Annotated in this window: 24 protein-coding genes and 1 pseudogene; 13 read left to right on the forward strand and 12 right to left on the reverse strand. The window is 64.6% G+C overall.

Annotated elements, in window-relative coordinates; all coding sequences use genetic code 11:
• Positions 1-408, forward strand: a pseudogene (locus DH10_RS04110) (hypothetical protein); the annotation flags it as partial.
• The gene (locus tag DH10_RS04115; RefSeq protein ID WP_192255328.1) at positions 405-623 is read left to right on the forward strand and encodes a hypothetical protein; all 219 of its coding nucleotides are present in this window, start codon (positions 405-407) and stop codon (positions 621-623) included. The pseudogene DH10_RS04110 and the gene DH10_RS04115, both read left to right, overlap by 4 nt.
• Positions 624-776: 153 nt before the next feature.
• Here DH10_RS04115 and DH10_RS04120 read toward each other — a convergent pair whose 3' ends face one another.
• Complete coding sequence (locus tag DH10_RS04120; RefSeq protein ID WP_192255326.1) at positions 777-962, reverse strand: hypothetical protein; 186 nt, start codon at positions 960-962, stop codon at positions 777-779.
• 132 nt (positions 963-1,094) lie between these two features.
• Positions 1,095-1,727: a methyltransferase family protein gene (locus DH10_RS04125; RefSeq protein ID WP_192255324.1), complete on the reverse strand. Its 633-nt coding sequence runs from the start codon at positions 1,725-1,727 to the stop codon at positions 1,095-1,097.
• 200 nt (positions 1,728-1,927) lie between these two features.
• Between DH10_RS04125 and DH10_RS04130 the strand changes: the two genes are divergently transcribed.
• The 3 genes from DH10_RS04130 to DH10_RS04140 are packed head-to-tail and all read left to right on the forward strand — an operon-like array spanning position 1,928 to position 4,426.
• Positions 1,928-2,605, forward strand: a complete 678-nt coding sequence (locus DH10_RS04130) for a winged helix-turn-helix domain-containing protein (protein WP_192255322.1) — start codon at positions 1,928-1,930, stop codon at positions 2,603-2,605.
• 56 nt (positions 2,606-2,661) lie between these two features.
• Entirely contained in the window at positions 2,662-3,042 is a 381-nt protein-coding gene (locus DH10_RS04135; protein WP_192255320.1) for a YkvA family protein, read from the forward strand.
• A gap of 4 nt (positions 3,043-3,046) precedes the next feature.
• Entirely contained in the window at positions 3,047-4,426 is a 1,380-nt protein-coding gene (locus tag DH10_RS04140) for a HAMP domain-containing sensor histidine kinase (protein ID WP_192384250.1), read from the forward strand.
• An 8-nt stretch (positions 4,427-4,434) separates the two neighbouring features.
• Here DH10_RS04140 and DH10_RS04145 read toward each other — a convergent pair whose 3' ends face one another.
• Positions 4,435-5,301 carry a helix-turn-helix domain-containing protein gene (locus DH10_RS04145; RefSeq protein ID WP_192255316.1) on the reverse strand — a complete coding sequence of 289 codons (867 nt, stop codon included), beginning with the start codon at positions 5,299-5,301 and terminating at the stop codon, positions 4,435-4,437.
• A gap of 106 nt (positions 5,302-5,407) precedes the next feature.
• On the opposite strand from DH10_RS04145, the gene DH10_RS04150 reads away from it, so the two are divergent.
• From DH10_RS04150 to DH10_RS04175, 6 genes are all read left to right on the forward strand, one after another.
• Positions 5,408-6,676: an ABC transporter substrate-binding protein gene (locus DH10_RS04150; protein WP_192255314.1), complete on the forward strand. Its 1,269-nt coding sequence runs from the start codon at positions 5,408-5,410 to the stop codon at positions 6,674-6,676.
• Between the two features lie 136 nt (positions 6,677-6,812).
• Positions 6,813-7,673: a carbohydrate ABC transporter permease gene (locus tag DH10_RS04155; RefSeq protein WP_192255312.1), complete on the forward strand. Its 861-nt coding sequence runs from the start codon at positions 6,813-6,815 to the stop codon at positions 7,671-7,673.
• Positions 7,670-8,506, forward strand: coding sequence for a carbohydrate ABC transporter permease (locus DH10_RS04160; RefSeq protein ID WP_192255310.1), 837 nt, complete (start codon positions 7,670-7,672; stop codon positions 8,504-8,506). Before DH10_RS04155 ends, DH10_RS04160 begins: the two co-directional genes overlap by 4 nt.
• A 10-nt stretch (positions 8,507-8,516) precedes the next feature.
• Positions 8,517-9,602 carry an ABC transporter ATP-binding protein gene (locus DH10_RS04165; RefSeq protein WP_192255308.1) on the forward strand — a complete coding sequence of 362 codons (1,086 nt, stop codon included), beginning with the start codon at positions 8,517-8,519 and terminating at the stop codon, positions 9,600-9,602.
• Between the two features lie 57 nt (positions 9,603-9,659).
• Positions 9,660-11,687 carry an aldo/keto reductase gene (locus DH10_RS04170; RefSeq protein WP_192255306.1) on the forward strand — a complete coding sequence of 676 codons (2,028 nt, stop codon included), beginning with the start codon at positions 9,660-9,662 and terminating at the stop codon, positions 11,685-11,687.
• Positions 11,688-11,777: 90 nt separating this feature from the next.
• Positions 11,778-12,587, forward strand: a complete 810-nt coding sequence (locus DH10_RS04175) for a class I SAM-dependent methyltransferase (protein ID WP_192384252.1) — start codon at positions 11,778-11,780, stop codon at positions 12,585-12,587.
• Between the two features lie 51 nt (positions 12,588-12,638).
• Here the strand turns inward: DH10_RS04175 and DH10_RS04180 are convergent, their stop codons facing one another.
• Positions 12,639-13,067 carry an Lrp/AsnC family transcriptional regulator gene (locus tag DH10_RS04180; protein WP_192255302.1) on the reverse strand — a complete coding sequence of 143 codons (429 nt, stop codon included), beginning with the start codon at positions 13,065-13,067 and terminating at the stop codon, positions 12,639-12,641.
• Between the two features lie 181 nt (positions 13,068-13,248).
• On the opposite strand from DH10_RS04180, the gene DH10_RS04185 reads away from it, so the two are divergent.
• Entirely contained in the window at positions 13,249-14,352 is a 1,104-nt protein-coding gene (locus DH10_RS04185) for a saccharopine dehydrogenase family protein (RefSeq protein WP_192255300.1), read from the forward strand.
• Between the two features lie 162 nt (positions 14,353-14,514).
• Here the strand turns inward: DH10_RS04185 and lpdA are convergent, their stop codons facing one another.
• From lpdA to DH10_RS04205, 4 genes are all read right to left on the reverse strand, one after another.
• Positions 14,515-15,912, reverse strand: coding sequence for a dihydrolipoyl dehydrogenase (gene lpdA / locus DH10_RS04190; RefSeq protein WP_192255298.1), 1,398 nt, complete (start codon positions 15,910-15,912; stop codon positions 14,515-14,517).
• 388 nt (positions 15,913-16,300) lie between these two features.
• Positions 16,301-17,641: a dihydrolipoamide acetyltransferase family protein gene (locus DH10_RS04195; RefSeq protein WP_192255296.1), complete on the reverse strand. Its 1,341-nt coding sequence runs from the start codon at positions 17,639-17,641 to the stop codon at positions 16,301-16,303.
• 11 nt (positions 17,642-17,652) lie between these two features.
• Complete coding sequence (locus DH10_RS04200) at positions 17,653-18,666, reverse strand: alpha-ketoacid dehydrogenase subunit beta (protein WP_192255294.1); 1,014 nt, start codon at positions 18,664-18,666, stop codon at positions 17,653-17,655.
• A 2-nt stretch (positions 18,667-18,668) separates the two neighbouring features.
• Entirely contained in the window at positions 18,669-19,901 is a 1,233-nt protein-coding gene (locus DH10_RS04205; RefSeq protein ID WP_192255292.1) for a 3-methyl-2-oxobutanoate dehydrogenase (2-methylpropanoyl-transferring) subunit alpha, read from the reverse strand.
• Between the two features lie 387 nt (positions 19,902-20,288).
• On the opposite strand from DH10_RS04205, the gene holA reads away from it, so the two are divergent.
• Entirely contained in the window at positions 20,289-21,335 is a 1,047-nt protein-coding gene (holA, locus tag DH10_RS04210; RefSeq protein ID WP_192255290.1) for a DNA polymerase III subunit delta, read from the forward strand.
• Positions 21,336-21,639: 304 nt separating this feature from the next.
• Here the strand turns inward: holA and DH10_RS04215 are convergent, their stop codons facing one another.
• From DH10_RS04215 to mnmG, 4 genes are all read right to left on the reverse strand, one after another.
• The gene (locus DH10_RS04215) at positions 21,640-22,524 is read right to left on the reverse strand and encodes a ParB/RepB/Spo0J family partition protein (protein WP_192384254.1); all 885 of its coding nucleotides are present in this window, start codon (positions 22,522-22,524) and stop codon (positions 21,640-21,642) included.
• A gap of 67 nt (positions 22,525-22,591) precedes the next feature.
• On the reverse strand, positions 22,592-23,389 hold the full coding sequence (locus DH10_RS04220) for a ParA family protein (protein WP_192255286.1): 798 nt from the start codon (positions 23,387-23,389) through the stop codon (positions 22,592-22,594).
• A 4-nt stretch (positions 23,390-23,393) separates the two neighbouring features.
• On the reverse strand, positions 23,394-24,077 hold the full coding sequence (rsmG, locus tag DH10_RS04225) for a 16S rRNA (guanine(527)-N(7))-methyltransferase RsmG (protein ID WP_376774911.1): 684 nt from the start codon (positions 24,075-24,077) through the stop codon (positions 23,394-23,396).
• Entirely contained in the window at positions 24,074-25,948 is a 1,875-nt protein-coding gene (gene mnmG, locus DH10_RS04230; protein ID WP_192255284.1) for a tRNA uridine-5-carboxymethylaminomethyl(34) synthesis enzyme MnmG, read from the reverse strand. Before mnmG ends, rsmG begins: the two co-directional genes overlap by 4 nt.
• Positions 25,949-26,000: the final 52 nt, after the last annotated feature.

Consider the following 26,000-nt stretch of genomic DNA (forward strand, 5'->3'; position numbering starts at 1 on the left):
CAGGCCGACGACCGCCGCGCCGACTATCTGGCCGGCGTGGCGGCCTTCAAGGCGGTGCTGCTCGAGGGCGTCGAGGTGGTGTTCATCGTCATCGCCGTCGGTGCCGCCCACGGCCAGACGCTTCAAGCCGGCCTCGGCGCGCTGGCGGCTTTCGTGCTGGTGATGCTGATCGGCCTCGCCGTGCACCGGCCGCTGGCGCGCGTGCCGGAAAATGCGCTCAAATTCGTCGTCGGCCTGATGCTGACCAGCTTCGGCGTGTTCTGGACAGGCGAAGGCCTCGGCGCCGAATGGCCGGGCGAGGATTTTGCGCTCCTTGCCATCTTCGCCGTCATCGCCGCTGCATCCTTCGCCATAATGCGCCGGCTGCGCAGCACCTACACGGCGCCCGCTGAAGGAGTTGCCCGATGAGAATCATCCGCCTCGTCCTGAAGGAGCTCGTCGGCATGTTCGTCGACGACGGCAGCCTGGCGCTTCTGGCACTGCTCCTGATTGCCTTGGTCGCCAGCGCCGTGAAGCTTCTGGCGTTGCCGGCGCTGGCCGGCGGCGTTCTGATCCTGGTCGGCTGTCTGGCGATCCTTCTGGAAAGCACGCGGCGCAGCGCGCGCGGCGGCGGCAAAGGCTAGAGCAATTCCAGGAAAAGCGTGTAACGGTTAGGCGCGGCGCCTTCGCCGCAGCCTTCCGTCCGGAATTGCGTGAAAACAATAAAGACAGAGCGGTTCGGCGTTTCCATGAAACGGTGAACCGCTATGAGCCGACCTGAAGGTCGCACCGGCCGATCAGGCCTGGATGGCGCGACTTTCTTTGCCGATCGCGCTTTTGACGAAAAGCTCGGCATGCTCGGCCCACTGGATTTCGGTGACGTTGTTCTCGCGAACCGATCGCTTGAAAGCTTCTCGCAAGGCGTCGAGTTCAAACACCGACAGCCGTCCGAGTGTATTGTGTTTCGATATGCGAACGTCCATCGCGCCAGCCGACAGCCAAAGTTATACCGATGTATATGCTCCGTCAGCACGGACTCAAGGCGCTGCCCGTGACTTCTTTTGGGTGCAATCGGCCGGGGCTTTTTAGATTGGACAGCGAATGCCCAATCACGATCAGTAGATTGTGAACAAGGTCGGCAGCATGCCGATCACACGAAAATGCTCGACCGTCTCGATGAGCGGAAACAAGGCCAGGAAATAAAGCCCATCCCGGAACGTGCTTTTCAGCGCGCTGGTGGAAAAGAGCCACTGGTCCTGGTCGCGGTAGCGCATCGGGTTCGGCCAGAAACGCGGTGTCCGTTCGGCATAGGCCGTGTAGGCGGCGCCGAACTTGGCCGTCAGGAACTCGGCCTCCCGGCCGGCGGTGAAGCGGAAGACGAGGAAGCTCGCGAGGCCGAGCATCCCGGCCGCCAGCACCGATCCGAACATCAGCCCGATGCCGACCGCTCCGATGGTCGAGAAGAAATAGAGCGGGTTGCGGCTCATCGAGAACGGACCCGAGACGATCAGTTCGTCGTTCTTCTTGCCGCCGACATAGAGGATGCTCCACAGCCGGCCGAGGAAACAGACGAGCACAAGGCCGAAGCCGGCCGTCTCCACCAGCTCGTGCCCGCTCGAGCCCTCGCTGAGAAACGGCTTGGAAAACAACAGCAGCACGACGGCCACCACCGCGGCGGCCTGGACGACGATCAGGCGCTTGTGCTGGTCGAACGCTTTTGGCGCCGACTTGAGCAATGTGTAAGCCATTCGGTTTCAGTCACTCCGGCCAGGCAGGACGTCATCCCACTAGCCTTTCTCCAACCCCATTGCGAGGCCTGATCGGTATTTTCGGTCATTCTTACGAATTTGTAAGGACCTGGACAGGCGTGCGTAAGCCCGGCTTGTGGGAATGGGTCGTCGCCGATGCTACCATGGCGTTTGCGATGGAATCCGGACGATGCGCCAACATGCGACTTCTGCTGGTTGAGGATGATCCGAGGACTGCCGACTACATCGTCAGGGGGCTGGGCGAAGCCGGGCACGCCTGCGATCTCCTGCGCAACGGCCATGACGCGCTCGTCGCGGCGACCCGCGATGCCTATGACGTCATCGTAGCCGACCGCATGGTTCCCGGCCTCGACGGCCTGTCGATGATAAAGGCGGTGCGCGCGGCCGGCGTCAAGACGCCGGCCATATTCCTGACCTCCATCGGCGGCGTCGACGACCGGGTCGAAGGACTGGAGGCCGGCGGCGACGATTATCTCGTCAAGCCGTTCGCCTTTTCGGAGCTGCTTGCCCGCATCAACGCGCTCGGCCGGCGGCCGGCGGCGCAGGAGCAGAAGACCAGCCTGCGCGTCGCCGACCTCGAAATGGACCTGATCATGCGCCACGTGACCAGGCAGGGCCAGGTGATCGACCTGCAGCCCCGCGAATTCAGCCTGCTCGAGGTGCTGATGCGCGGCGAGGGCCGCGTGATTACGCGCACCATGCTCCTGGAGCGCGTCTGGGATTTCCATTTCGATCCCAAGACCAGCGTCGTCGAGACCCATATCAGCCGGCTCAGGGCCAAGGTCGACAGGCCGTTCGAGGTGCCGCTCATCCATACCGTGCGCAATACCGGCTACAGCCTGCATGCCCAGGGTTGACGATGCATGCTCGATCGCATCTCGCACGTCCGGCAGGGTGTCGGTATATAAGCGGCATGTCGATGCTGGACACTGCAAAGCGATGGGCGCGCGGCATCAAGCGCGACGTGGTGGCGTTGTGGCTTGCCGCCCGCGATCCTCGCGTTCCCTGGTATGCGAAGGCCGTTGCCGGTGCGGTCGCGGCCTATGCCCTCAGCCCCATCGATCTCATTCCGGATTTCATCCCAATCTTCGGCTATCTGGATGACCTTTTGATCGTGCCGCTCGGCATCATGCTGGCGGTCAGGCTGGTTCCGGCCGGTCTCATGCAGGAATTCCGCGACGAGGCAACGCGCAGCGCCAGGCCGGTCAGCAAGGCAGGGCTGATCTTCATGATTGCTGTCTGGATCTTGGCGGCCCTGGTCTTGCTGCGGCTGTTCTGGCCGATGCCTGCCTAGTGCAATGAAAGAGGCACGCCCCAGCCTGCTGCGCAGCACGCCGTTCCGGCTGGCGCTCACCTTTGCCTTCCTGTTCGTGCTTGCCTTCATCCTTTCCGGCGCGATCGTCTACCAGCTGATGAGCGCCAACCTGGCGAGACGGCTCGATCAATCGATCAAGGAGACCTATACGGTCGTGGCCCTGACCTATGCGGGGAACGAAAAGGAGGACCTTGTCGCCTCGGTCAACAACAACGCCGACCTCAGCCCCGACAAGGATCAGCTTTTCTCGCTGAGCGATGCCGACGGCAACCATCTGGCCGGAAACTTCACCGCTTCCGGCCTGCCCGACGGTTTTTCGATGTTCGCCGCCAGATTGCCGGGCGTGCCGCCCGACACGATGTACCGCGCCTATACCGGCGAGGTCGGCGGCAACAGTCTCACGGTCGCCTTCTCGCTGGCCGAGACCGACGAGCTGGAGACTATCGTGCTGATGAGCTTCGGCTGGGGCACGCTGTTCATCACCGGGCTCGCGATCGCCGGCGGCGCCTTGCTCGCCTCGCGTGTCCAGCGGCGCCTCGACGGCATCGCCGCCACCATGGTCGACGTCTCGCACGGCCGGCTCGACGCGCGCATTCCGCTGGTCGGCAATGGCGACGACATCGACGCCGTATCCACCCAGGTGAACGCCGCGCTCGACCGCCTGTCGGGCCTGGTCGACGGCATGCGCGAGGTCAGCGCCAACATCGCGCACGACCTGAAGACGCCGCTCAACCGCCTGCAGATGATCCTGGAGCAGGCCGCCGACAAGACGGCTGTAGGCGAGGACATCACCACCGAGCTGGCCGATGCGCGCACCGAAAGCCGACAGATCAACGAGACCTTCGACGCGCTGCTGCGCATCGCCCAGATCGAGGCCGGCGCGCGCAAGGCGCGTTTTGTCGACCTCGACGTCGGCAGCGTCGTCGGCACCATCGGCGAGGTCTATGCCGATGTGGCGGAGGACGATGGAAAATCACTGTCGACAGAGATCGTTCCGGAGACGAAATGCCACATCCACGGCGATCGCGACCTGCTGATGCAGATGCTCGCCAACCTGGTCGAGAACGCGCTTAGGCATTGCCCGCCGGGCACGGCGATTGAGCTGGCGGTGACCAGGCAAGGCGACCGCGTCCTCGTCCATGTCCGCGACAATGGCCCCGGCACCCCGGCCGAGGAGCGCGAGAAAGTCTTCCAGCGGCTCTACCGGCTGGATTCCAGTCGCACGACGCCGGGCAGTGGCCTGGGCTTGAGCCTCGTCAAGGCGGTGGCCGACCTGCATGGCGCGACAATTACGCTGGAGAACAACAATCCAGGGCTTGCCGTGATCGTCAGCTTTCCAGCGGCGAGGGAACCCGCCGCCTGATCAATGGGCTACCTGACGCCCGCCCTGCGGAAATCTGAGGGTGACATGCCGGCAAGCTTGCGGAAGGATTTGTTGAAAGCGCTGAGCGAGCCGAAGCCCGAGTCCATCGCGACCTTCAGCACGTTGGCGCCCTCATGCATCAGAAGCGCCTGCGCATAGCTCAGCCGCAAAAGATTGACATACTCGTTGAGCGTCATGCCTGTCGATTTCTTGAAAAGGCTCATGGCGTATTTCGGATGGATGTCGGCGGCTGAAGCGATGCTCACGCAGTCGATGTCGTAGAGGAAATTCTCGGCGATGAAGTCGCACATGCGCCCGACATTGCGCGAGGACTGCTGGTCGAAGGGACTGCCCGCCCCGTGTCCGGACGCGGTTTCCGGCACCAGCCGGTACGGCTCGAAGCGCACCCGCTCGAGCCGCAAGAGCAGCTCGTTGACGGCGTGTTCGGCCTTGGCCGCATCGCCCGAGCGCGCATACTCGTTCCAGCGCTTGAAATTGTCGTTGTCGGACTGGTCGGTGGCATTCGTCACAAGGGTCGCGCCGGTCATCAGCCGGTGCCTGACATCGGCGGGCAAGTGCAGCCTGAAGAAATGCACCAGGGGCAGGTGCGCGCCGGCATAGATCGCGTCGTCGGTCAGATCGTCCATCTGGTGCGGCAGTCCGCCCCAGAACAGGCACATCTCGCCGGCCGATAGCGAGATCTCATGCTCCGCCATGCGGTAATGCACGCTGCCGCGGACGATAAAATTCACCTCGACCTGGGCGTGCCAGTGCGGCTTCAACATCACCAGCGGGTGGTTGTGGAACATCTGCAAAGCCAGCGGCAGGCCTTCGACGCTGCTTGCGCCTGGCTGGTAGAACGGACGCTCCGGCATCTTACTTTCCGCCAACTTCTTATTCCCTTTGTCGGGGACAAGCCTTCCGCGCCGCATAATCTATCCACGCTCACGGTGAGAGAGCAAACGAAATGGGAGGATTTCAATGCGCACCACACTGACCTGCGCCACGCTTTTGCTTGCCCTGGGCTGCGGCCCTGCCTTGGCGCAATCCGGCGAACTCACGATCTGGAGCTGGAACATCGCCGCCTCGTCGCTGAAATCGACGGTCGAAGGCTTCAACAAGAAATATCCCGACATCAAGGTCACGGTTCAGGACCTCGGCAACCAGCCGACCTATGACAAGTCGATCGCCGGCTGCGCCGCCGGCGGCGTCGGCCTGCCCGACATCGTCTCGATCGAGAACGGCGAGGCCGAGAATTACTGGAGCCAGTTCCCGGACTGCTTCGTCGACCTGCACACGCTGGGCTACACCGCGGAAGACCAGAAGAAATTCCCCGACTTCAAGCGCACCGAGCTCGAGGTCGGCGACAAGGCCTACGCCATGCCCTGGGATTCCGGCCCGGTCGCCGTCTTCTACCGCCGCGACTTCTACGAGAAGGCCGGCGTCGATCCGGCTTCGATCAAGACCTGGGACGATTTCATCGCCGCCGGCAAGAAGATCCAGGCCGCCAATCCCGGCGTCACCATGACCAATGCCGACTTCAACGGCGACACCGAATTCTTCCGCATGATCTCCAACGAGCAGGGCTGCGCCTATTTCGCCGAGGATGGCCAGTCGATCACGGTCAACCAGCCGAAATGCGTCGATGCCATGACCAAGGTCAAGGAGATGAAGGACGCCGGCATCGTGTCCTCGGCCGACTGGTCGACCAAGATCACCAACAACACCGCCGGCACGGTCGCCACCCAGGTCTATGGCGGCTGGTATGAGGGCACGATCCGCACCGAATCGCCGAAGGAAAGCGGTAAGTGGGGCGTCTATCTGATGCCGAGCCTCACCGCCGACGGCCCGCGCGCCGCCAATCTCGGCGGCTCCTCCTTGGCCATCACCTCGGCCAGCAAGAACAAGGAAGCTGCCTACGCCTACCTGAAATACACGCTGGAAACCAACGAAGGCCAGATCACCATGCTGAAGGATTTCGGCCTGGTGCCCTCGCTGATCTCGGCGCTCGACGATCCTTACGTCGCGCAAGGCCAGCCCTATTGGGGCGACCAGGCGGTGTGGAAGGACATTCTGGCCACCTTGCCGAAGGTCGTGCCGAGCCGCGGCACGCCGTTCCAGAGCGATGCCGAGATCATCATACGCGCCGTGCAGACCAAATATCTGGCCGGCGGCTACGCGGATGCCAAGGCCGCGCTCGACGACGCCGCCAGCCAGATCGCCGCGGCGACGGGCCTGCCGGTCAAGTAATCGGCCATCTTCCCTTCTCCCCGTCACTATACGGGGAGAAGGAGCCCGACGGGCGGATGAGGGGCAGGGCCTGCCTTTGCGATTGACGCCGGCAACCGGCGTGACAAACCATCAGGAGTAGAAAGGAGGAAGGACGATGCGCTACCGCAACGCCACCGCGTATCGCTTCCTCACGCCCTATCTGCTGATCTTCGCCATCTTCTGGATCTGGCCGATCATCAGCTCCTTCCTGATCTCCTTCCAGGCGACCCGCACCGTGCCGTGGCGCTTCGCGCCAACCTTCAACTGGGGCCGCCTGATCGGCGACCCTGCCTTCTTCAATGCGCTGAAGAACACGCTGCTGATCCTCGTCATCCAGGTGCCGGTGATGATCTCGCTGGCGATCGTGATGGCGGTGCTTTTGAATTCGCCGCTGCTGAAAGCGCGCGGCCTCTACCGCTTTGCCTTCTTCGCCCCGGTCGTGGTCGGCGAGGTGGCCTATTCGGCGGTGTTCCGGCTGATGTTCAGCCTCGATTTCGGCATCGTCAACAAGCTCTTGAACAGCGTCGGCCTGCCGAAGATCGACTGGTTCTCCAACGTCACGCCGGCCATGGCGCTGATCATGATCGCGGTCACCTGGCGCTGGGCCGGCTACAACGCCATCATCATCCTTGCCGGCCTGCAGTCCATTCCGGACGACGTCTATGAGGCGGCGACGCTCGATCGTGTCAGCAAGGTCAAGCAGTTCTTCCACATCACCTTGCCGCTGTTGAAGCCGGTCATCGTCTTCTGCGCCGTGCTGTCGATCATCGGCACCATGCAGCTCTTCACCGAGCCGTTCCTGATCACCGAGCGCGGCGGACCGGGCGGCGGCACGGAGACGCTGGGTCTCTTGCTTTATCGCCAGGGCTTCCGCTCGCTCAATTTCGGCTATGCCTCGGCCGTCGCCTACACCATGGCGGGCCTGGCGATCGCGATCACTTTGGTGCAGCTCTGGCTGACGAGGGAGCCGAAATGACTTCGCGTTCCCAAAGACGGCTCGGGCGCACGATTGCGCTGCATCTTTTCCTGACGCCGCTGGCGCTGATCTGGCTGTTTCCGCTGTGGATGATGGTGGTGTTTTCCACCATGCCCGACAACGGCATCTTCAGCCCCGGCATCGAGCTTCTGCCGCATGACGGCTTCCTCGACAATTTCAACAATCTGCAGCGCGACACCAATTTCGTCGGCGCCATCGGCATCTCCGTTTCGGTGGCGGTGACCTATACCTTCCTTTCGGTGCTGCTCACCTCGATGGCCGGCTGGGCGCTGGCGCGTTACGAGTTCCTCGGCAAGGGCATCGTGGTGGCGATCATCTTCGGCACCATCACGCTTCCCTACGCGGTGGTGCTGATCCCGCAATTCATCATGGTTGCGCGCGATTTCCAGCTCGCCAACACCTGGGTCGCGCTGATCGTGCCGCCGCTCTTCAATTCGCTCGGCGTGCTCTTCATGCGCCAGGCTTTTTCGATGATGCCGGCGGAGCTGTTTGATGCGGCAAGGGTCGAAGGCGTGAAGGAATGGCGCATCTTCCTGTTCGTCGCGCTGCCGCTGGCGCGGCCGATGCTGGCGGCGCTCGCCATCATCCTCTTCCTCGCCTCGTGGAACAATTATCTCTGGCCGCTGCTGATCAACAGCCAGCCCGGCGCGATGACGGCGCCGGTGGCGCTCGGCACGCTGATCGGCCTCACCAAGGTTTCCTGGGGCGGCATCATGGCCGGCGCCGTCATGCTGACCGTGCCGATGCTCATCGTCTTCGTGCTCTTGCAGCGCCATTTCATCGCCGGCATCGCCGCCGGCGCCGTCAAATAGAAAGGACGCGATGGCCGCCGTCACCCTCACCAATGTCGTCAAGCGCTTCGGCACCTTCGAGGTCGTCCATGGCGCCAACCTTGATATCGCCGACGGCGAATTCGTCGTCTTCGTCGGACCGTCGGGATGCGGCAAGTCCACGCTTTTGCGCATGGTCGCCGGGCTGGAGGACATCAGCGGCGGCGAGATCGCCATCGGCGGCAAGGTGGTGAACGACGTCGAGCCGGCGGACCGCGGCATCGCCATGGTGTTCCAGTCCTATGCGCTCTATCCGCATATGACGGTGGAGCAGAACCTGAGCTTCGGATTGCGGATGAACGGCAACCCGAAGGCCGACACCGAACGGCGGGTGAAACGCGCCGCCGAGATCCTGTGCATCGACGAGCTGATGCAGCGTCGCCCAAAACAATTGTCCGGCGGCCAGCGCCAGCGAGTCGCCATCGGCCGCGCCATCGTGCGCGAGCCGCAGGTGTTCCTGTTCGACGAACCGCTCTCGAATCTCGACGCCGAGCTCAGGGTCCAGATGCGGGTCGAGATCTCGCGCCTGCACAAGGAGCTCGGCGTCACCATGATCTATGTGACGCACGACCAGACCGAAGCCATGACGCTGGCCGACCGCATCGTCGTGCTCAAGGCCGGCAATGTCGAGCAGATCGGCGCGCCACTCGACCTCTATGACGATCCGACCAACCGTTTCGTCGCCGGCTTCATCGGCTCGCCGAAGATGAATTTCATCGCAGCGAAGGTCGTCGAGACGTCCAACAGCGCAGCAGTCGTCGAGCTCGTCAATCACGGCGGCGCCCGGTTGCGCAAACCGCTCTGCGAGGCGTTCCCGACCGTAGGCACCGAGGTCATGCTCGGGGTCAGGCCGGAGCATTTCTTCGAGGCCGGCGAGGGCGACTGCGACATACCGGTCAAGGCCGACGTCGCCGAGCATCTGGGCTCGGTAAGCTACGTCTACGCCGATGCCGGGCCGGAGGAGCTGATCATCGAGCGCGAGGCCAGGCGCCAGCGCGCCAGCAGCGACCATTTCACCGTCTCGATCAAGGCCGAGCGCTCGCTGCTCTTCGACAGGACAGGTGCGAGGATTCGCTGATCCCAGTTTTCTTTGCCGGCATGCCAGGCGTGGCGGCGATCGCATGGAGAATTCGACATGACATTTGGAAAAATTCGCTGGGGCATCCTCGGACCCGGCAGCATCGCAAGATCCTTTGCCGGCGGCGTGGCGCAGTCGCGCACCGGCGAGTTGGTCGCGCTCGGCGCCCGCAACCCCGGCAAGCCGGGTCTCGCGGAGGCCTTTCCGGGCGCGCGCATCCTCGACGGCTATGAGGCGCTGCTTGCCGACGATGGAGTCGACGCCGTCTACATCTCGATACCGCATCCCGGCCATGCCGAATGGGCGATCAAGGCCACCGAGGCCGGCAAGCACGTGCTTTGCGAGAAGCCGCTGGCGCTGACCGCCTTCGAGGCCGACGCCATGATGCATGCGGCGCGCAAGGCGGGCACGTTCCTCGGTGAAGCCTTCATGTACCGCCTGCACCCACAAACCTTGCAGCTGGTCGAGTCGGTCAAGTCGGGCGTCATCGGCGAGGTGCGCATGATCAAGTCGAGCTTCGGCTTCGCCATGCCGGGCTTCCTGCCGGAGCACCGGCTTTACGCCAACGAGCTGGCCGGCGGCGGCATCCTCGATGTCGGCGGCTATCCGGTGTCGATGGCCAGGCTGATTGCCGGCGCGGCCGTGGGGCAGCCCTTCCTCGAGCCGGACAAGGTGGTGGGCACCGCCCATCTCGGCCAGTCCGGCGTCGACGAATGGGCCTCGGCGCTGCTGCATTTCCCCGGTGGCATCGTCGCCGAGGTCTCCTGCAGCATTTCGCTCAACCAGGACAATGTGCTGCGCATTTTCGGCACCAAGGGCCATGTCGAGGTGCCTGACTTCTGGTTCGCCGGTGGCAATCGCGATGTCGGCCTGGGCAAGATCGACGTGATCCGCTCCGACGGGACGCGCGAAACCATCAGTGTCAACGAAACCCGCCATGTCTATTCCTTCGAGGTCGATGCCGCCGGCGAAGCGATCCGGGCAGGCAGGCAGGAGTTCGCCTGGCCGGGCATGGGCTGGGCCGACAGTCTCGGCACGCTGCGCGTGCTCGACAAATGGCGCGCCGCGGTCGGGCTCGAATATGAGATCGAGAAGCCGGCTAAGCGCGTCAACACCATCTCCGGCCGGCCGCTCAGAACCGGCGGCACCGCCATCGGCAAACGCGATATCCCAGGCCTGCCGCGCTCCGTGTCGCGGCTGGCGCTCGGCTTCGAGGATTTCCGAACTTTTTCCTCAGGCTCTATCCTGCTCGACGCCTTCTTCGAAGTCGGCGGCAATTTGTTCGACACCGGCTATGTCTATGGCGCCGGCTACACCGAGACGCTCCTTGGGCAGTGGCTGAGGAATCGCGGCGTGCGCGAAAAATCGGTCATCATCGCCAAGGGCGCGCATTCGCCGCTCTGCTACCCCGACGTGATCGGCAAGCAGCTCGCCCAGTCGCTCGACCGGCTGCAGACCGACCATGTCGACGTCTATTTCATGCACCGCGACAATCCGGACGTGCCGGTCGGCGAGTTCGTCGATGCCATGGACCGAGAGGCCAAGGCAGGCCGCATCCGCGGGCTGTTCGGCGGCTCCAACTGGACGATGGAGCGCATGGACGAGGCGATTGCCTATGCCGAACGCACCGGCAAGCAGAAGCCCGGCGCGCTCTCCAACAATTTCTCGCTGGCCGAGATGCTGGAGCCGATCTGGGCCGGCTGCATCACCTCCTCGACTGATGCCTGGAAAGCCTGGCTGACGGCGCGCCAGATGCCGAACTTCGCCTGGTCGAGCCAGGGCCGCGGCTTCTTCACCGACCGCGCCGGCCGCGACCGCCACGACAATGAGGAGCTGGTGCGGGTCTGGTACTCGGAGAAGAACTTCGGCCGCCGTGACCGCGCCATCGAGCTGGCGAGGAGGCTCGGCAAGAGCCCGATTCATGTCGCGCTCGCTTACGTGCTGGCGCAGCCCTTCCCGTCCGTGCCGCTGATCGGCCCGCGCACGCTGGACGAGCTGGAGGACAGCCTCAAAGCGCTGGATATTTCGCTGTCGCCGGAGGATCTGGAGTGGCTGGATCACGGGCCAGAGCGGCGCCGGGCATAGCGGGGCTCCCTCGGGGTGTCCGCCCGATCGACAAGTGTGAACAACGCGGGTGAGGGCTTCATGATATCCTGCGCCGGCAGGGAGGATATCATGGGCAGCGACTCCGCGCGTTTCACCGGCTCCATCCCCGAACACTATGATCGGATCCTGGGACCAGTCATCTTCGCCGGCTATGCCGAAGACATCGCGCGGCGGGTGTCTGCTTTCGCTCCGGCGCGGGTGCTGGAGACAGCGGCGGGGACCGGTATCGTCCCCCTCCGGCTGCGCGATGCCCTGCCTGACGGCGCGGCGCTGATTGCGCCAGATCTCAACCCGCCCATGCTCGAGGTCGCGAGCCAGAAATTCAGGCCTGGCGAGCAGGTCGAATTCCAGCCCGCCGACGCCATGCAGCTGCCCTTCGAGGATGCCAGCTTCGATGCTGTCGTCTGTCAGTTCGGTGTGATGTTTTATCCGGACAAGGGCAAGTCCTACCGTGAGGTCCATCGCGTTCTGGCGCCCGCAGGCCGCTATCTTTTCAACGTCTGGGATTCGCCTCGGTATAATCCCTATGCCTGGATCGCGGACAAGGTTGTGGAGCGTTTCTTCCCCGTCGATCCGCCGCAGTTCTACAAGGTGCCGTTCTCCTTCCACCAGGTCGATCCGGTCAAAGAAGGCATGATCGACGCCGGCTTTGCCGATATCGACATTTCCGTGGTCAGGCTGGAAAGGGAGATCCCGGACATCGATCAGTTTGCCCGCGGAGTCGTCCATGGCAACCCGCTGGCCGATCAGATCCGGGCGCGTGGCGGCGAGCCGGAGCAGGTGGTCCAGGCGGTCGCGGAGGAGCTTCGCCGGGAATTCGGCAGCCACCCCGGGCGCATGCCGCTGCAGGCGATCGTCTATTCGGCCGGCAAGCGATAGCGAGCCCTGGAGCAATTCCAGGAATTGCGTCGGAACAAACAGCTGTTCTGGTCAGCGATCGATCCGCGTCGACAGGATGATCGACGACGACGTCCGCTCCACCCCGTCCATCGCCCCGATCCGGTCGAGCAACGCGTCGAGATCGCGGATCGACGGCGCGTCGACGATGACGATCATGTCGAAATTGCCGCTCACCGAATGCAGCGTCCGCACCTGCGGCAGCGCTTGCAAAGCGCGCACCACCTTGTCGGCGAGCTTGGGCGTGACGGTAAGCAGCACATGCGCCTTGACCAGCCCCTGCTCATAGTCGGGCGAAAGCCGCACACCATAGCCGGCGATGATGCCGCGCTGCTCCAGCCGCTCGATCCGGCTCTGCACCGTGGTGCGCGAGACGCCGAGCTGGCGGGCGAGCTCGGCAGTCGAGGCGCGGGCGTTGGCGCGCAGTAGCGAAAGCAGGGCCTGTTCGGCAGCAGTGATCATTTCGACGAATTCTTCCGGCAAATCGCTTAACGTTGCGCTTCACTTTGCCAGATTCCACGCTTCCTTTCGACAGGCAAGCTGCAATTATTCCGCCAACTCGTGAGCAATTCCAGGAAAAGTGTGAAGCGGTTTTCCGTCCGGAATTGCGTACAGCAACTCGAATCGGCGGGGGTATTTGATCATGAAGAACATCGTTGTCGTCGGCGCCGGCAAGATCGGCTCGACCATCGCCGACATGCTTAGCGCCACGGGCGACTACCACGTCACGCTCGTCGACCGCTCGGCGGCCCAGCTTGCCGCGGCCGAATTGCCCGCCGGCGTCGAGACCAAGGAACTCGACATCGCAGCGCCCGGCGCGCTGGAGAAAACCCTCGCCGGCAAGTTCGCGGTGCTGAGCGCAGCACCCTTCCACCTCACCACGCGCATCGCGGAGGCCGCGGCCGCGACCGGCGTGCACTATCTCGACCTCACCGAGGACGTCGTGTCGACCCGGCGGGTGAAGGAGCTGGCGCGCGAGGCCAAAAGCGCCTTCATCCCGCAATGCGGCCTGGCGCCGGGCTTCATCTCGATCGTCGCCAACGATCTCGCCAGCCGGTTCGACACGCTGGAAAGCGTGCGCATGCGCGTCGGCGCGCTGCCGCAATATCCGTCGAACGCGCTGAACTACAACCTCACCTGGAGCACGGACGGCGTCATCAACGAATATTGCGAGCCCTGCGAGGCGATCGTCGAGGGCGAGCTGATCGAGGTGCCGCCGCTGGAGGAGCGCGAGGAGTTCTCGCTCGACGGCGTCACCTATGAGGCCTTCAACACCTCGGGCGGGCTCGGCACCTTGGCCGAGACGCTCAAAGGTAAGGTGCGCACGCTGAACTACCGCACCATCCGCTATCCCGGCCACGCCGCGATCATGAAGGCGCTGCTCAACGACCTCGGGCTGCGCCATCGCCGCGACGTGCTGAAGGACATCTTTGAAAGCGCGCTTCCGGCGACGCTGCAGGATGTGGTCATCGTCTTCGTCACCGTCTCGGGGCGCAAGAACGGCCGCCTGCTGCAGGAAACCTACGCCAACAAGATCTATTCGCACCGCGTCGGCAATGTCGTGCGCAGCGCCATCCAGATCACCACCGCCTCCGGCATCTGCGCCGTGCTCGACATGCTGGCCGACGGCTCGCTGCCGGCGAAGGGCTTCGTCCGCCAGGAGGACATCGCGCTCGACGCGTTCCTCGCCAACCGCTTCGGCCGCGCCTATGCGCAGCACGAGATGGTGAGCCGGCTGGCGAGCTGAGCTTCTCCCTCTCCTTCTCCCCTTGTGGGAGAAGGTGGATCGGCGCGTAGCGCCGAGACGGATGAGGGGTGCTCCAGGGAACGCCAGCGTCTCACCCCCCTGGAACACCCCTCATCCGTCGCCTTCGGCGACACCTTCTCCCACAAGGGGAGAAGGGGGAGCTCAAATATGCAGCGCGTGCCCCAGCGCCTTGAGCGCCGCTTCCTGGAAACCTTCGCCCTGCGTCGGGTGCGCATGGATGGTGCCGGCGATGTCCTCCAGCCGCGCGCCCATTTCGAGCGCCAGGCCAAACGCCGCCGACAGTTCCGACGCACCCTGCCCGACCGCCTGGATGCCAAGCACCAGATGATTGTCGGCGCGTGCGACGACACGCACGAACCCGTCCTCGCCTTGCTTCGTCATGGCGCGGCCGTTGGCGGCGAAGGGAAACTGCCCGATCTTGATCTCGCCGCCCAAGGCCTTCGCCTCTTCCGGTGACAGGCCGGCAGTGACCAGCTCCGGATCGGTGAAGCAGATCGCCGGGATGGCGCGCTTGTCCCAGCTTCGTTTGTGGCCGGCGACCATCTCGGCCACCATCTCGCCCTGCGCCATGGCGCGATGCGCCAGCATCGGCTCACCGGTGACGTCGCCGATGGCGTGGATGCCGCGCATGGAGGTACGGCACTGGTCGTCGATCCGGATGAATTTTCCCGCCATGTCGACATCGATCTGCTCCAGCCCCCAGCCCTCGGTGAGCGGCTTGCGGCCGACGGTGACCAGAATCCTGTCGGCGGCGACCTTGGCGTTCTTCCCGTCGGCCATCTCGACCAGCAGTGCGTCACCCTTGGTCGACAGCCCCTTGGCCTTGGCGCCGGTTACGACCTCGACTCCGAGCTCGCCGAGCCGCTTCAGAACCGGCCGCGTCAGTTCCGCGTCATATTGCGCCAGCACGCGTGGCAGGGCCTCGACCACGGTGACCTTGGCGCCCATCTTGGCGAAGGCCATGCCGAGCTCCAGCCCGATATAGCCGCCACCGACCACGGCAAGCGTCTTCGGCACCTCGTTCAGCGCCAGCGCTTCGGTGGACGAGATGACCGGACCGCCGAAAGGCAGAAACGGCAATTCGACCGCGGCCGAGCCGGTGGCGATTACGACCGTCTCGGCGCGGATCACCTGCGTCCCGGTCTCGGTCTCGACCTCGACGGTCTTGCCGTCCCGGAACGTCGCCCAGCCATGAACGGTTTTAACTTTCGCCTTCTTGAGCAGGCCGGCGACGCCACTGTTCAGCCGGCTAACGATTCCGTCTTTCCAGGCGATGGTCTTGACCAGGTCGAGCGTCGGCGGGGCGAGCGCGATACCGAGCGGGCTCTTGCCGCCAGCCATATGCGCGATCTTCTCGAACTCCTCCGCCGCGTGGATGAGCGCCTTGGATGGGATGCAGCCGACATTGAGGCAGGTGCCGCCCGGCTTGCCGAACTCGACGATCACCGTGTCGACGCCGAGCTGGCCGGCGCGGATGGCGCAGACATAGCCGCCGGGGCCGGCGCCGATGACGAGCAGCTTGCAGGAGATTTCTTTCATGGGGTCCTCGTTACTGAGCACGGGGATTTCGGCGGGCAGGCAGCCTGCGACGATAGACGTCGGGAATTCAGTCGCAGACCTTGGCGATTGGCCGAGCCCTCCCGAACCTCGTCATCCTGGGGCGGAGCAAGGAGCGCAGCGACGCGTGCAGACCCCAGGATCCATGCCGTGACGCGAAGGCGTTGCAACGGTCCAGAATTCTGCTCCGCCGCGCCCTTCGACGTCGGGCACGGCATGGATCCTCGGGTCAAGCCCGAGGATGACGAAGGCATGGAAGTCTGCTGCCAACCGCAGACGTTGGCAATTTGCGACTGCTGGCCGGTTGCCGGGGATCGGCGACGGCCTCTTTCGGATTGAGTCAAAGAGGCAACTCCTCCTCCCATCCCGATCAATCCACGAAGATCAGCGCCGGCGTCTCCAGCAGCGCCTTGATGCGCTGGACGAAGACGGCGGCATCCCAGCCGTCGATGACGCGATGGTCGAAGCTGGACGACAGGTTCATCATCTTGCGTGGAATGAATTGCGTGCCGTCCCATACCGGCCGCACCATCATCTTGTTGACGCCGACAATCGCCACTTCCGGATAGTTGATGACCGGCGTCGTCGCCACGCCGCCCATGGCGCCGAGCGAGGTGATGGTGATGGTCGATCCCGAGAGCTCCTCGCGTGTCGCCGTGCCGGACTTGGCCGCCTCGGCAAGCCGGTTGACCTCGGCAGCGCTATCCCAGATGTCGCGGGCCTCGGCATGCTTGACCACCGGTACCACGAGCCCGGTGGGCGTCTGCGCGGCGATGCCGATATGGATGCCCTCATGCTGGTGGATGACGCCTGCCTCGTCGTCGAACAGCGCATTGAGATTCGGCTGGTCGGCGATCGCCTTGACCATCGCCCGCATCAGGAAGGGAAGCAGCGTCAGCTTCGGTCGATCCTGCCGCTTCTCCTTGTTGAGCGCGGCGCGCAGCTCCTCGAGCGCCGTGACGTCGATCTCCTCGACATAGGTGATATGCGGGATGCGCGATTTGGCGAGCGACATTTTTTCGGCGATCTTGCGCCGCAGGCCGACCACCTTGATGTCCTCGACGCCCTCCTTGCGCGCAAGGCCGGTGGCACGGGCAAGCTGCGGCCCGCGTGCCAGGAAAGCGTCGATATCCTCATGGCTGATGCGCCCGGCCGGGCCGCTGCCCGGAACCTGGCGAAGGTCGATGCCGGCTTCCTTGGCGCGCAGCCGGACGGCAGGTGAGGCCAAAGGTTTCTCGCCTTCCGCCCGCGGCGCAGCACCACCATCCCTAACCCCTCCCGCCAAGAGGGAGGGGGATTGCGGCGCCGGCTCGCCCTTCGCCACGGGTACTTTTTTGGGTGAAACTGCGACCGGTTTGACACCGGCTTCAGTGGCCGAGGCTCGTCCCCCTCCCCCTTGCGGGGAGGGGTTGGGGGTGGGTGCCGCCGTGACCTCCGGCGATTTCGCACCCGCCACGACATTGCCCTCTCCGGCTACCTTCAGCCGCACGATCGGCGAGCCGATCGCCACCGTGTCGCCGATCTCGGCGCCGAGCCAAAGGATCTCGCCATCCACCGGCGACGGAATCTCCACCGTCGCCTTGTCGGTCATGACGGCCGCCAGCACCGCGTCCTCGCGCACCAGGTCGCCGATCTTGACGTGCCACTCGACAAGCTCGGCCTCGGCGACGCCTTCGCCGACATCGGGAAGCTTGATCACATATTCGCCCATCGTCAGGCTCCTCAGGCTTCCATGGTCTCGACGAGGGCGCGCCCGACCCGCGCCGGGCCGGGGAAATACTCCCACTCCTGCGCGTGCGGATAGGGCGTGTCCCAGCCGGCGACCCGCGCCACCGGGGCTTCCAGCTGGTAGAAGCAGTTTTCCTGCACCAGCGCGACCAGCTCGGCGCCGAAGCCGGAGGTGAGCGTCGCCTCGTGCACGACGACGCAGCGGCCGGTCTTCTTCACCGACGCGACGATCGTGTCGAGATCGAGCGGCAAAAGTGTCCTCAGATCGATGATCTCGGCATCGATGCCGGTCTCCTCGGCCGCGGCCTCCGCGACATACACCATGGTGCCGTAAGCGAGCACGGTGACGGCCGAGCCCGGCCGTCGGATCGCCGCCTTGCCGAGCGGGATGGTGTAATGGCCGTCCGCCACCTCGCCGAGCTCGTGCTTCGACCAAGGCGTAACCGGCTTGTCGTGATGGCCGTCGAACGGGCCGTTGTAGAGCCGCTTGGGCTCCAGGAAGATCACCGGATCGGGATCCTCGATCGCCGCGATCAACAGCCCCTTGGCGTCATGCGGGTTGGACGGCACCACCGTCTTCAGCCCGGAGACATGCGTGAACAGTGCTTCCGGGCTCTGGCTGTGCGTCTGCCCGCCGAAAATGCCGCCGCCGGTCGGCATCCTGACGACGATCGGACAGGTGAAGTCGCCGTTCGATCGATAGCGCAGCCGCGCCGCCTCGGAGACGATCTGGTCGTAAGCCGGGTAGACATAGTCGGCGAACTGCACCTCGACGCAGGGCCTCAGCCCATAGGCCGCCATGCCGATGGCCGAGCCGACGATGCCGGATTCGCTGATCGGCGCATCGAAGCAGCGGCTCTTGCCGTATTTGGCCTGCAGGCCTTGCGTGCAGCGGAAGACGCCGCCGAAGAAGCCGACATCCTCGCCATAGACGATGACGCGTTCGTCGCGCGCCATGGAGACATCCATGGCATCGCGGATCGCCTCGATCATGGTCCGTCTCGGCATGGTCAGACCCCCGCCTGCTGGCGCTGGCGCCTGAGATGCGGCGGCATCTCCGCATAGACGCCCTCGAACATGTCGCGCGTCGACGGCTTGCCGCCGGCATGCAGTGTGCCGTGGCTCTCGGCCTCCTTCTGCGCCGCGATCACCGTCTCCAGGATCTCCGCCTCCGCCTGGGTGTGGCGCTCCTCCGACCAGACTTTCCTGTGGATGAGATGGTTCTTCAGCCGGATGATCGGGTCGCCGAGCGGCCAGGCATCGGACTCTGCCTTCGGCCGATAGGCGGACGGATCGTCCGAGCTCGAATGCGCGCCGGCGCGGTAGGTGACATATTCGACCAGCGTCGGCCCGAGATTCTTCCGCGCCCGCTCCGCCGCCCACTTGGCCACCGCATGGACGGCCAGATAGTCGTTGCCGTCGACGCGCAGCGCCGGGATGCCGAAGCCGAGGCCGCGTGCCGCGAAGGTGCCGGAGCCGCCGCGCGCGATCCCTTGAAAAGTCGAGATCGCCCACTGGTTGTTGACGACGTTGAGGATGACCGGCGCCTTGTAGGTCGAGGCGAAGACCAGCGCCGAGTGGAAATCGGACTCGGCCGTCGAGCCGTCGCCGATCCAGGCCGCAGCGATGCGCGAATCGTTCGAGATCGCCGAGGCCATCGCCCAGCCGACCGCCTGGATGTATTGCGTCGCCAGATTGCCGGAGATCGAGAAGAAGCCGTGCTCCTTCGAGGAGTACATGATCGGCAGTTGCCGGCCCTTCAGCGGATCGGCCTCGTTGGAATAGATCTGGTTCATCATCGTGACCATCGGGTAGCCGTCGGCAATCAGCAGGCCGGCTTGCCGATAGGTCGGGAAATTCATGTCGCCCGGCTTGAGCGCCTTGCGGAAGGCTGAACTCACCGCCTCCTCGCCGAGATGCTGCATGTAGAAGGAGGTCTTGCCCTGGCGCTGCGCCATCTGCATGCGCGCGTCGAAGGTCCTGAGCCGCATCATATTGCGCAGGCCTTCGAGCAGCTCCTCGTCGGTGAGCAGCCCGGCCCATGGACCGACGGCCTCGCCGGCACGGTTGAGCACCCGGATGATGGAGAAGGCCATGTCGCGGATCGTGCGCGGATCGACGTCGATCTCCGGGCGCGGCACAGAGCCCGCCTTGGGAATGGTCACATTCGAGAAGTCGGGCGTGCCGCCGGGCCGAACCTCGGGCTCGGGCACGTGAAAGCGCAACATTCCAGCATCGGCCATGACCTTCGTCCTCCAATGTTGCCGATGCGATACTTGCACATCCGCGGCGCCATTTCATCGGGCGAGATGGCGGCGGTCCCCCGGTCATCAGCCTTGTGGAGCCGATGCGGCGCATGGGCGACAAGATGCAGATATGGCGGCGAAATTTCTTGTCGATGTTTTCGCCCGCCGCGCAATTTGGCGAATGACAGGAACGGTTTAGGCGCAAGAGCCGGCAAATGCGCAATTACAGAAGCTCCGGCAAAACTGTCGACGCCGGTGCGGCGCCGGCGCTCAACCATGAATCATCCGACATCGAAGCAATCGCCCGGCGTGAACCAGATGGGCCGTCGCAAGTTGCCGAAACTCTGGTTCACCGCACCCTCCCCGCCGTGCTAACTCACCCGCATGGCACAGAAGAAAGGATATGAGGTCGATTCGTGGCTGGCGCGGCCGGACCCGGCCATGGCAATCGTCCTGCTCTACGGCCCCGACCGCGGCCTGGTCGCCGAGCGGGCCAAGACCTTCGCCACCAAGACCGGCCTGACGCTCGACGACCCGTTCTCGGTGGTCAAGCTGGATGGCGCGGAAGTCGATCGCGACGAGGGCCGGCTGCTCGACGAGGCCCGCACCGTGCCGATGTTTTCCGACCGCCGGCTGCTTTGGGTGCGCAACGCCAGCGGCCAGAAGGCGCTGGCCGACGACATCAAGGCGCTGACGACCGAGCCGGCGCGGGATGCGATCATTCTCATTGAAGCCGGCGACCTGAAGAAGGGCACGGGCTTGAGGGCTATCGTCGAGGCCGCCGGCAACGCAATTGCCTTGCCCTGCTATGCCGACGAGGTCCGCGATCTCGACTCGGTGATCGACGACGAATTGCGCAAGGCCGGCATGTCGATGACGCTCGAAGCCCGCCAGGCGCTGCGCCGCAATCTCGGCGGCGACCGGCTAGCCTCGCGCGGCGAGATCGAGAAGCTGGTGCTTTACGCCCACGGTCGCAAGGAGATCGACCTCGACGACGTCAATGCGATGTCCGGCGATGTCTCCGGCGTCTCTTTCGACGCCGCGGTCGACGCCGTGCTCGACGGCAAGGTCGGCGACTTCGACATTGCATTCACCCGCCACTGCCAGTCGGGCGGTCATCCCTTCCTGGTGCTGTCCTCGGCGATGCGGCAATTGCAGGCGATCCAGGTGATGCGCGGCCAGATGGACACCGGCGGCCGCAACGCGGCCTCGGTCGTTGCCGGAGCACGACCGCCGGTCTTCTTCTCACGCCGCAAGCTGGTGGAAAAGACGCTCGAGCGCTGGAACAGCGAAGCCCTCGGCCGCGCGCTGAACCGGCTGCAGACGGCAGTGCTGCAGACCCGCAAACGGCCCGATTTGTCGGAGGCGCTGGCCCGTCAGGCGCTGCTCGGCATCGCGGTGGAAAGCGCGAGGCTGGCGCAGCGAGGGTAATCTCCCCCTTGAGGGGGGAGATGTCGCCGAAGGCGACAGAGGGGGTCGCCGCTCGTGGAGCGCCAGCGCCTTCCGGCACGACCGATAACGTTGGCGATCTACGCGGAACGACGCCCTCTGGCCTGCCGGCCATCTCCCGCTCGAGGGGGAGATCAGCCGTCGCCTCGGCTTTCGCCAATCGCCATCGCCAACGAAAAGGGCCGGCGTAGCGTCTGCCCTTACGTCTATCACCAATATATCAGGCTTGAAACTTAACCTTAAGCCAGACCTTTATTAGCCGGCTAAATCGTGGCGCATCAGAAACTTAGCGCTCGTCCTTCAACCGCCGGCAGAGCTCGTCGAGCTGGTCCAGCGTCCGGTAATTGACCCGTAGCGTGCCGCCCTTGCCCTTGTGCTCGATGCTCACGATCATGCCGATCGTGTCGGTCATCAGCTTTTCCAGCGCCAGCGTATCGGGATCCTTCTCCGGCGCGCTCGCCGCGGACTTGGTCTTGGCCGGCGTCGGTCCGGCGGGCATCTGCGCCAGCGCCTCGGCCTGGCGCACCGACAGGCCCTCCTTGACGATGCGCTTGGCGAGCCCGGCCGGATCCTCGGCGGTGACCAGCGTGCGGGCATGGCCGGCCGACAAATCGCCGTCGACCAGCATGTCGCGGATGACGTTGGGCAGCTTGAGCAGCCTGAGCGTGTTGGCGACGTGGCTGCGGCTCTTGCCGATCACCTGGCCGAGATGCGTATAGCCATGCTCGTCAATCAGCTGCTGATAGCCTTGCGCTTCTTCGACCGGATTGAGGTCGGCGCGCTGCACGTTCTCGATGATCGCCAGCTCCAGCGCGGTGCGATCGTTGACGTCGCGCACGATGAGCGGGATCTCGGTCAAGCCGGCGCGCTGCGCCGCGCGCCAGCGCCGCTCGCCGGCAATGATTTCGTAGCGGCCGGGCTGTGAGGGCGAGGGCCGCGCCACCACCGGCTGCACGACGCCATGTTCGCGGATCGATTGCGCAAGGTCGGTGAGCTCGGCGTCGCCGAAATACCGGCGCGGGTTTTTCGGGTTCGGGCTGACGAACTCGATCGGCACCTTGCCGTCCGCCGCGACCGCGCTCGGCTTTTCCGGCGCCGCCGGACGATCGATCTCGCCGATCAACGCCGCAAGGCCACGGCCCAGTCTTTTTCTCGATTGGTCTTCGCTCATTACTCTGTCCAGATCGTTACGGAATCGAATCGGCTACTCGTTAATGGAATTCGGCCTGTCGCGCCGCTCAGGCCGCGCGCAGCTTGCGCTCGCGGCGGATCACCTCGGAAGCGAGCTGCAGATAGGCTTGGCTGCCCGAGCATTTGAGATCGTAGAGGATCGCCGGCTTGCCGTAGGAGGGCGCTTCGGAAACGCGCACATTGCGCGGTATGATGGTCTCGTAGACCTTGTCGCCCATATGGGTGCGCACATCCTGCACCACCTGGTTGGCGAGGTTGTTGCGGCCGTCATACATGGTGAGCACGATGCCTTGGATGGTGAGATCCGGATTGATGGTACGGCGCACCTGCTCGACCGTTTCGAGCAATTGGCTGAGACCTTCAAGCGCGAAGAACTCGCATTGCAGCGGAACGAGAACGGAATCGGCCGCCGCCATTGAATTCAAAGTCAAAAGGTTGAGCGAAGGCGGGCAATCGATCAGCACATAGCCGAACGGCGCCGCGCGTTCGGCGGCGGCGCGCAGCGCGTTGCGCAGCCTGAGCACGCGATCGGGTGCCGAGGCGATCTCCATCTCGATGCCGAGCAGGTCGAGCGTCGAGGGAACGATGGACAAGCCCGGCACCGCGGTCGGCACCGCGGCCGCTTCCAGCCCCAGCTCGCCGGTCAGCACATCGTAAGACGAGACGGTGCGGTCCTTGCGGTCGATGCCCAGCCCGGTGCTGGCATTGCCCTGCGGATCGAGGTCGACGATCAGCACGCGCTCGCCGATCGCGGCCAGCGCCGTGGCCAGGTTGATGGCCGTCGTCGTCTTGCCGACGCCGCCCTTCTGGTTGGCGACTGTGATGATACGCGGTCCAGTTTTCATGGGTTTATGCCAGTAATTCATTGCGGGTCGCCGGGCGCAGATCGGTGATTTCCAGGACGACGCCATGAGCGTCGGTCATGCTCGGATGTTCTACCAGATCGAAGGCCCAGCGGTGAGCGCTTTCTTCCACTTCGGCGCGGTAATCCCGGCCTTTGTGGAAAAGCCCGCGCGCCCCTTTGCTCAGCCAGGGCGCGGACAGATCGAGCAGGTCCGGAAGCGCCGCCAGTGCCCGCGCCGTCACGATTTCCGGCGCAGAAACAAGAGGATAGCTGTCATCGATCCGTCGCGCGAGGACACGCGCCGGCAGATCGAACTGGCCGATGACCGATTGCAGGAACGAGGCCTTCTTGCGGTTGCTCTCGACGAGGTCGATCGAGGCGGCCGGGCGCTCAACAAGCAGGAAGGCCAGCACCAGTCCGGGAAAGCCGCCGCCGGAGCCGAGATCGACCCAGCGCATTGCCGCGGGTGCGATTCGGGCAAGCTGGGCGCTATCCAGGATGTGGCGACGCCAGACATCGTCCAGCGTCGACGGCGCCGCCAGATTGATGCTGCGGTTCCATTTCTGGAAGAGCCGTTCGAAGGCCTGCAGCCGCTCGAATGTTTCACGTGAAACCGGCCCCGCCGCCTTCCGCAGGTCTTCCCAGCCATCGGCGCCCCAACCATCAGCGCCCAAGCGATCGGCGCTCACGCCACCGACCTTCGCGCAGCGAGCTCGGCATTGCGGACATGGGCGACGATGATCGCGAGCGCCGCCGGCGTCATGCCTTCCATGCGCTGCGCATCGGCGATCGAGCGCGGCTGACGCATCTTCATCTTCTGCTTCAGCTCGTTGGAGAGGCCAGGCACTTCGGAGAAGTCGATGCTCTCAGGAATAAGCCGCGACTCCTCATGCCTTATTTGCGCGACATCGGTCTGCTGACGTTCAAGATAGACGGAATATTTCGCTTCCGTCTCGAGCCGTTCCGCCGTCTTGGCGCCAAGCTCGGTGAAACGAGGCTCGACACGGGTCAGCCAGGCAATGTCGACGCCCGGATGCGCCAGCAGATCGTAGGCCGAGCGACGCACCCCATCCTTGTTGATCTCCAGCCCGTGCCGCGCCGCTTCGTTCGGCGTAAAGGTGATCGCCTTTGCCAGAGCGCGGGCATGGTCGAGCTTGCTCGCCATCTCATCGAATCGCTGCATGCGCTCCGACGAGGCAATCCCTAGCCGGTCGGCCAGCGGCGTCAACCGCTCGTCGGCATTGTCGGCGCGCAGCGAAAGCCGGAACTCGGCCCGCGAGGTGAACATGCGATAAGGCTCGGCGATGCCGCGGCTGGTCAGATCGTCGACCATCACGCCCATATAGGCTTCGGTGCGGCTGAGCAGGACCGGATCGCCTCCCGATGCCTTGCGCGCAGCGTTGACCCCCGCGAGCAGACCCTGCGCGCCGGCCTCTTCGTACCCGGTCGTGCCGTTGATCTGCCCGGCCAGGAACAGGCCCCCGACACGCTTAGCCTCCAGCGTCGTCTTGAGCTCGCGCGGGTCGACGTGGTCGTATTCGATCGCATAACCCGGCTGCAGCATCGTCGCCTTTTCCAGCCCGGGGATCGTCTTCAGAATGTCGAGTTGCACGTCTTCCGGCAGCGAGGTCGAGATGCCGTTCGGATAGACGGTGTCGTCGTCGAGGCCTTCCGGCTCGAGGAAGATCTGGTGGCCTTCGCGATCGCCGAACTTGACGATCTTGTCCTCGATCGAAGGACAGTAGCGCGGGCCGACACCTTCGATCGAGCCGGAATACATCGCTGAACGGCCAAGATTGAGGCGAATCAACTCATGCGTCGCCGTCGAGGTGCGCGTGATACCGCAATGTATCTGCGGGTTGGCGATTCGGTCGGTCATCAGTGAGAAGGGCACCGGATCCTCGTCCGCCGCCTGGCTCTCCAGCGCCGCCCAGTCAATGGTGCGGCCGTCGAGGCGAGGGGGCGTGCCCGTCTTGAGCCGTCCAAGCTTGAAGCCCGCGCGGCTCATAGTCGCCGACAAACCCACGCTCGCCTGCTCGTTCATGCGGCCAGCGACGATCTTCTTCTCGCCGATATGGATCAGCCCACGCAGGAAAGTGCCGGTGGTCAGCACCACGGCGCCGCAGGCGAGGCGCCTATCGCCCGAAACCAGCACGGCAACAACCTGCCCGTCTTCAATCTCGAGATCGAGCACCTCGCCTTCGACCACGTCGAGATCGGCCTGCTCACAAATCGCGGTTTGCATGGCGAGGCGATAGAGCTTGCGGTCGGCCTGGGTGCGCGGTCCGCGCACGGCGGGGCCCTTGCGACGGTTGAGCAAACGGAACTGGATGCCCGCGGCATCGGCGATGCGCCCCATCAGCCCGTCCATGGCGTCGATCTCGCGCACGAGATGTCCCTTGCCGAGACCGCCGATCGCCGGGTTGCAGGACATGACGCCGATCGTGTCGAAACGCAGCGTCACCAGTGCCGTCCTGGCCCCGGCGCGCGCGGCGGCACTGGCCGCTTCGCAGCCGGCATGGCCACCGCCTACCACCACCACATCATAGTGATTGGTCATTTCGAGAATCCGGTTTCAGAGATTGCCCGACACATGTCCCCGGCGGCCTTCG

Origin of the sequence: Mesorhizobium silamurunense, from assembly GCF_014843825.1 — a bacterium.
Taxonomy (GTDB): Bacteria; Pseudomonadota; Alphaproteobacteria; order Rhizobiales; family Rhizobiaceae; genus Mesorhizobium; species Mesorhizobium silamurunense.

What these genes read in the sequence shown, in the direction of transcription:
- DH10_RS04120 (WP_192255326.1), bottom strand. Translation starts at nt 962, where the DNA reads ATGGACGTTCGCATATCGAAACACAATACACTCGGACGGCTGTCGGTG.
- DH10_RS04135 (WP_192255320.1), top strand. Translation starts at nt 2,662, where the DNA reads ATGTCGATGCTGGACACTGCAAAGCGATGGGCGCGCGGCATCAAGCGC.
- holA (WP_192255290.1), top strand. Translation starts at nt 20,289, where the DNA reads ATGGCACAGAAGAAAGGATATGAGGTCGATTCGTGGCTGGCGCGGCCG.
- DH10_RS04170 (WP_192255306.1), top strand. Translation starts at nt 9,660, where the DNA reads ATGACATTTGGAAAAATTCGCTGGGGCATCCTCGGACCCGGCAGCATC.
- DH10_RS04140 (WP_192384250.1), top strand. Translation starts at nt 3,047, where the DNA reads ATGAAAGAGGCACGCCCCAGCCTGCTGCGCAGCACGCCGTTCCGGCTG.
- mnmG (WP_192255284.1), bottom strand. Translation starts at nt 25,948, where the DNA reads ATGACCAATCACTATGATGTGGTGGTGGTAGGCGGTGGCCATGCCGGC.
- DH10_RS04180 (WP_192255302.1), bottom strand. Translation starts at nt 13,067, where the DNA reads ATGATCACTGCTGCCGAACAGGCCCTGCTTTCGCTACTGCGCGCCAAC.
- DH10_RS04160 (WP_192255310.1), top strand. Translation starts at nt 7,670, where the DNA reads ATGACTTCGCGTTCCCAAAGACGGCTCGGGCGCACGATTGCGCTGCAT.
- DH10_RS04220 (WP_192255286.1), bottom strand. Translation starts at nt 23,389, where the DNA reads ATGAAAACTGGACCGCGTATCATCACAGTCGCCAACCAGAAGGGCGGC.
- DH10_RS04125 (WP_192255324.1), bottom strand. Translation starts at nt 1,727, where the DNA reads ATGGCTTACACATTGCTCAAGTCGGCGCCAAAAGCGTTCGACCAGCAC.
- DH10_RS04130 (WP_192255322.1), top strand. Translation starts at nt 1,928, where the DNA reads ATGCGACTTCTGCTGGTTGAGGATGATCCGAGGACTGCCGACTACATC.
- DH10_RS04175 (WP_192384252.1), top strand. Translation starts at nt 11,778, where the DNA reads ATGGGCAGCGACTCCGCGCGTTTCACCGGCTCCATCCCCGAACACTAT.
- DH10_RS04155 (WP_192255312.1), top strand. Translation starts at nt 6,813, where the DNA reads ATGCGCTACCGCAACGCCACCGCGTATCGCTTCCTCACGCCCTATCTG.
- DH10_RS04115 (WP_192255328.1), top strand. Translation starts at nt 405, where the DNA reads ATGAGAATCATCCGCCTCGTCCTGAAGGAGCTCGTCGGCATGTTCGTC.
- DH10_RS04150 (WP_192255314.1), top strand. Translation starts at nt 5,408, where the DNA reads ATGCGCACCACACTGACCTGCGCCACGCTTTTGCTTGCCCTGGGCTGC.
- DH10_RS04165 (WP_192255308.1), top strand. Translation starts at nt 8,517, where the DNA reads ATGGCCGCCGTCACCCTCACCAATGTCGTCAAGCGCTTCGGCACCTTC.
- DH10_RS04200 (WP_192255294.1), bottom strand. Translation starts at nt 18,666, where the DNA reads ATGCCGAGACGGACCATGATCGAGGCGATCCGCGATGCCATGGATGTC.
- DH10_RS04145 (WP_192255316.1), bottom strand. Translation starts at nt 5,301, where the DNA reads ATGCCGGAGCGTCCGTTCTACCAGCCAGGCGCAAGCAGCGTCGAAGGC.
- DH10_RS04185 (WP_192255300.1), top strand. Translation starts at nt 13,249, where the DNA reads ATGAAGAACATCGTTGTCGTCGGCGCCGGCAAGATCGGCTCGACCATC.
- DH10_RS04195 (WP_192255296.1), bottom strand. Translation starts at nt 17,641, where the DNA reads ATGGGCGAATATGTGATCAAGCTTCCCGATGTCGGCGAAGGCGTCGCC.
- lpdA (WP_192255298.1), bottom strand. Translation starts at nt 15,912, where the DNA reads ATGAAAGAAATCTCCTGCAAGCTGCTCGTCATCGGCGCCGGCCCCGGC.
- DH10_RS04215 (WP_192384254.1), bottom strand. Translation starts at nt 22,524, where the DNA reads ATGAGCGAAGACCAATCGAGAAAAAGACTGGGCCGTGGCCTTGCGGCG.
- DH10_RS04205 (WP_192255292.1), bottom strand. Translation starts at nt 19,901, where the DNA reads ATGGCCGATGCTGGAATGTTGCGCTTTCACGTGCCCGAGCCCGAGGTT.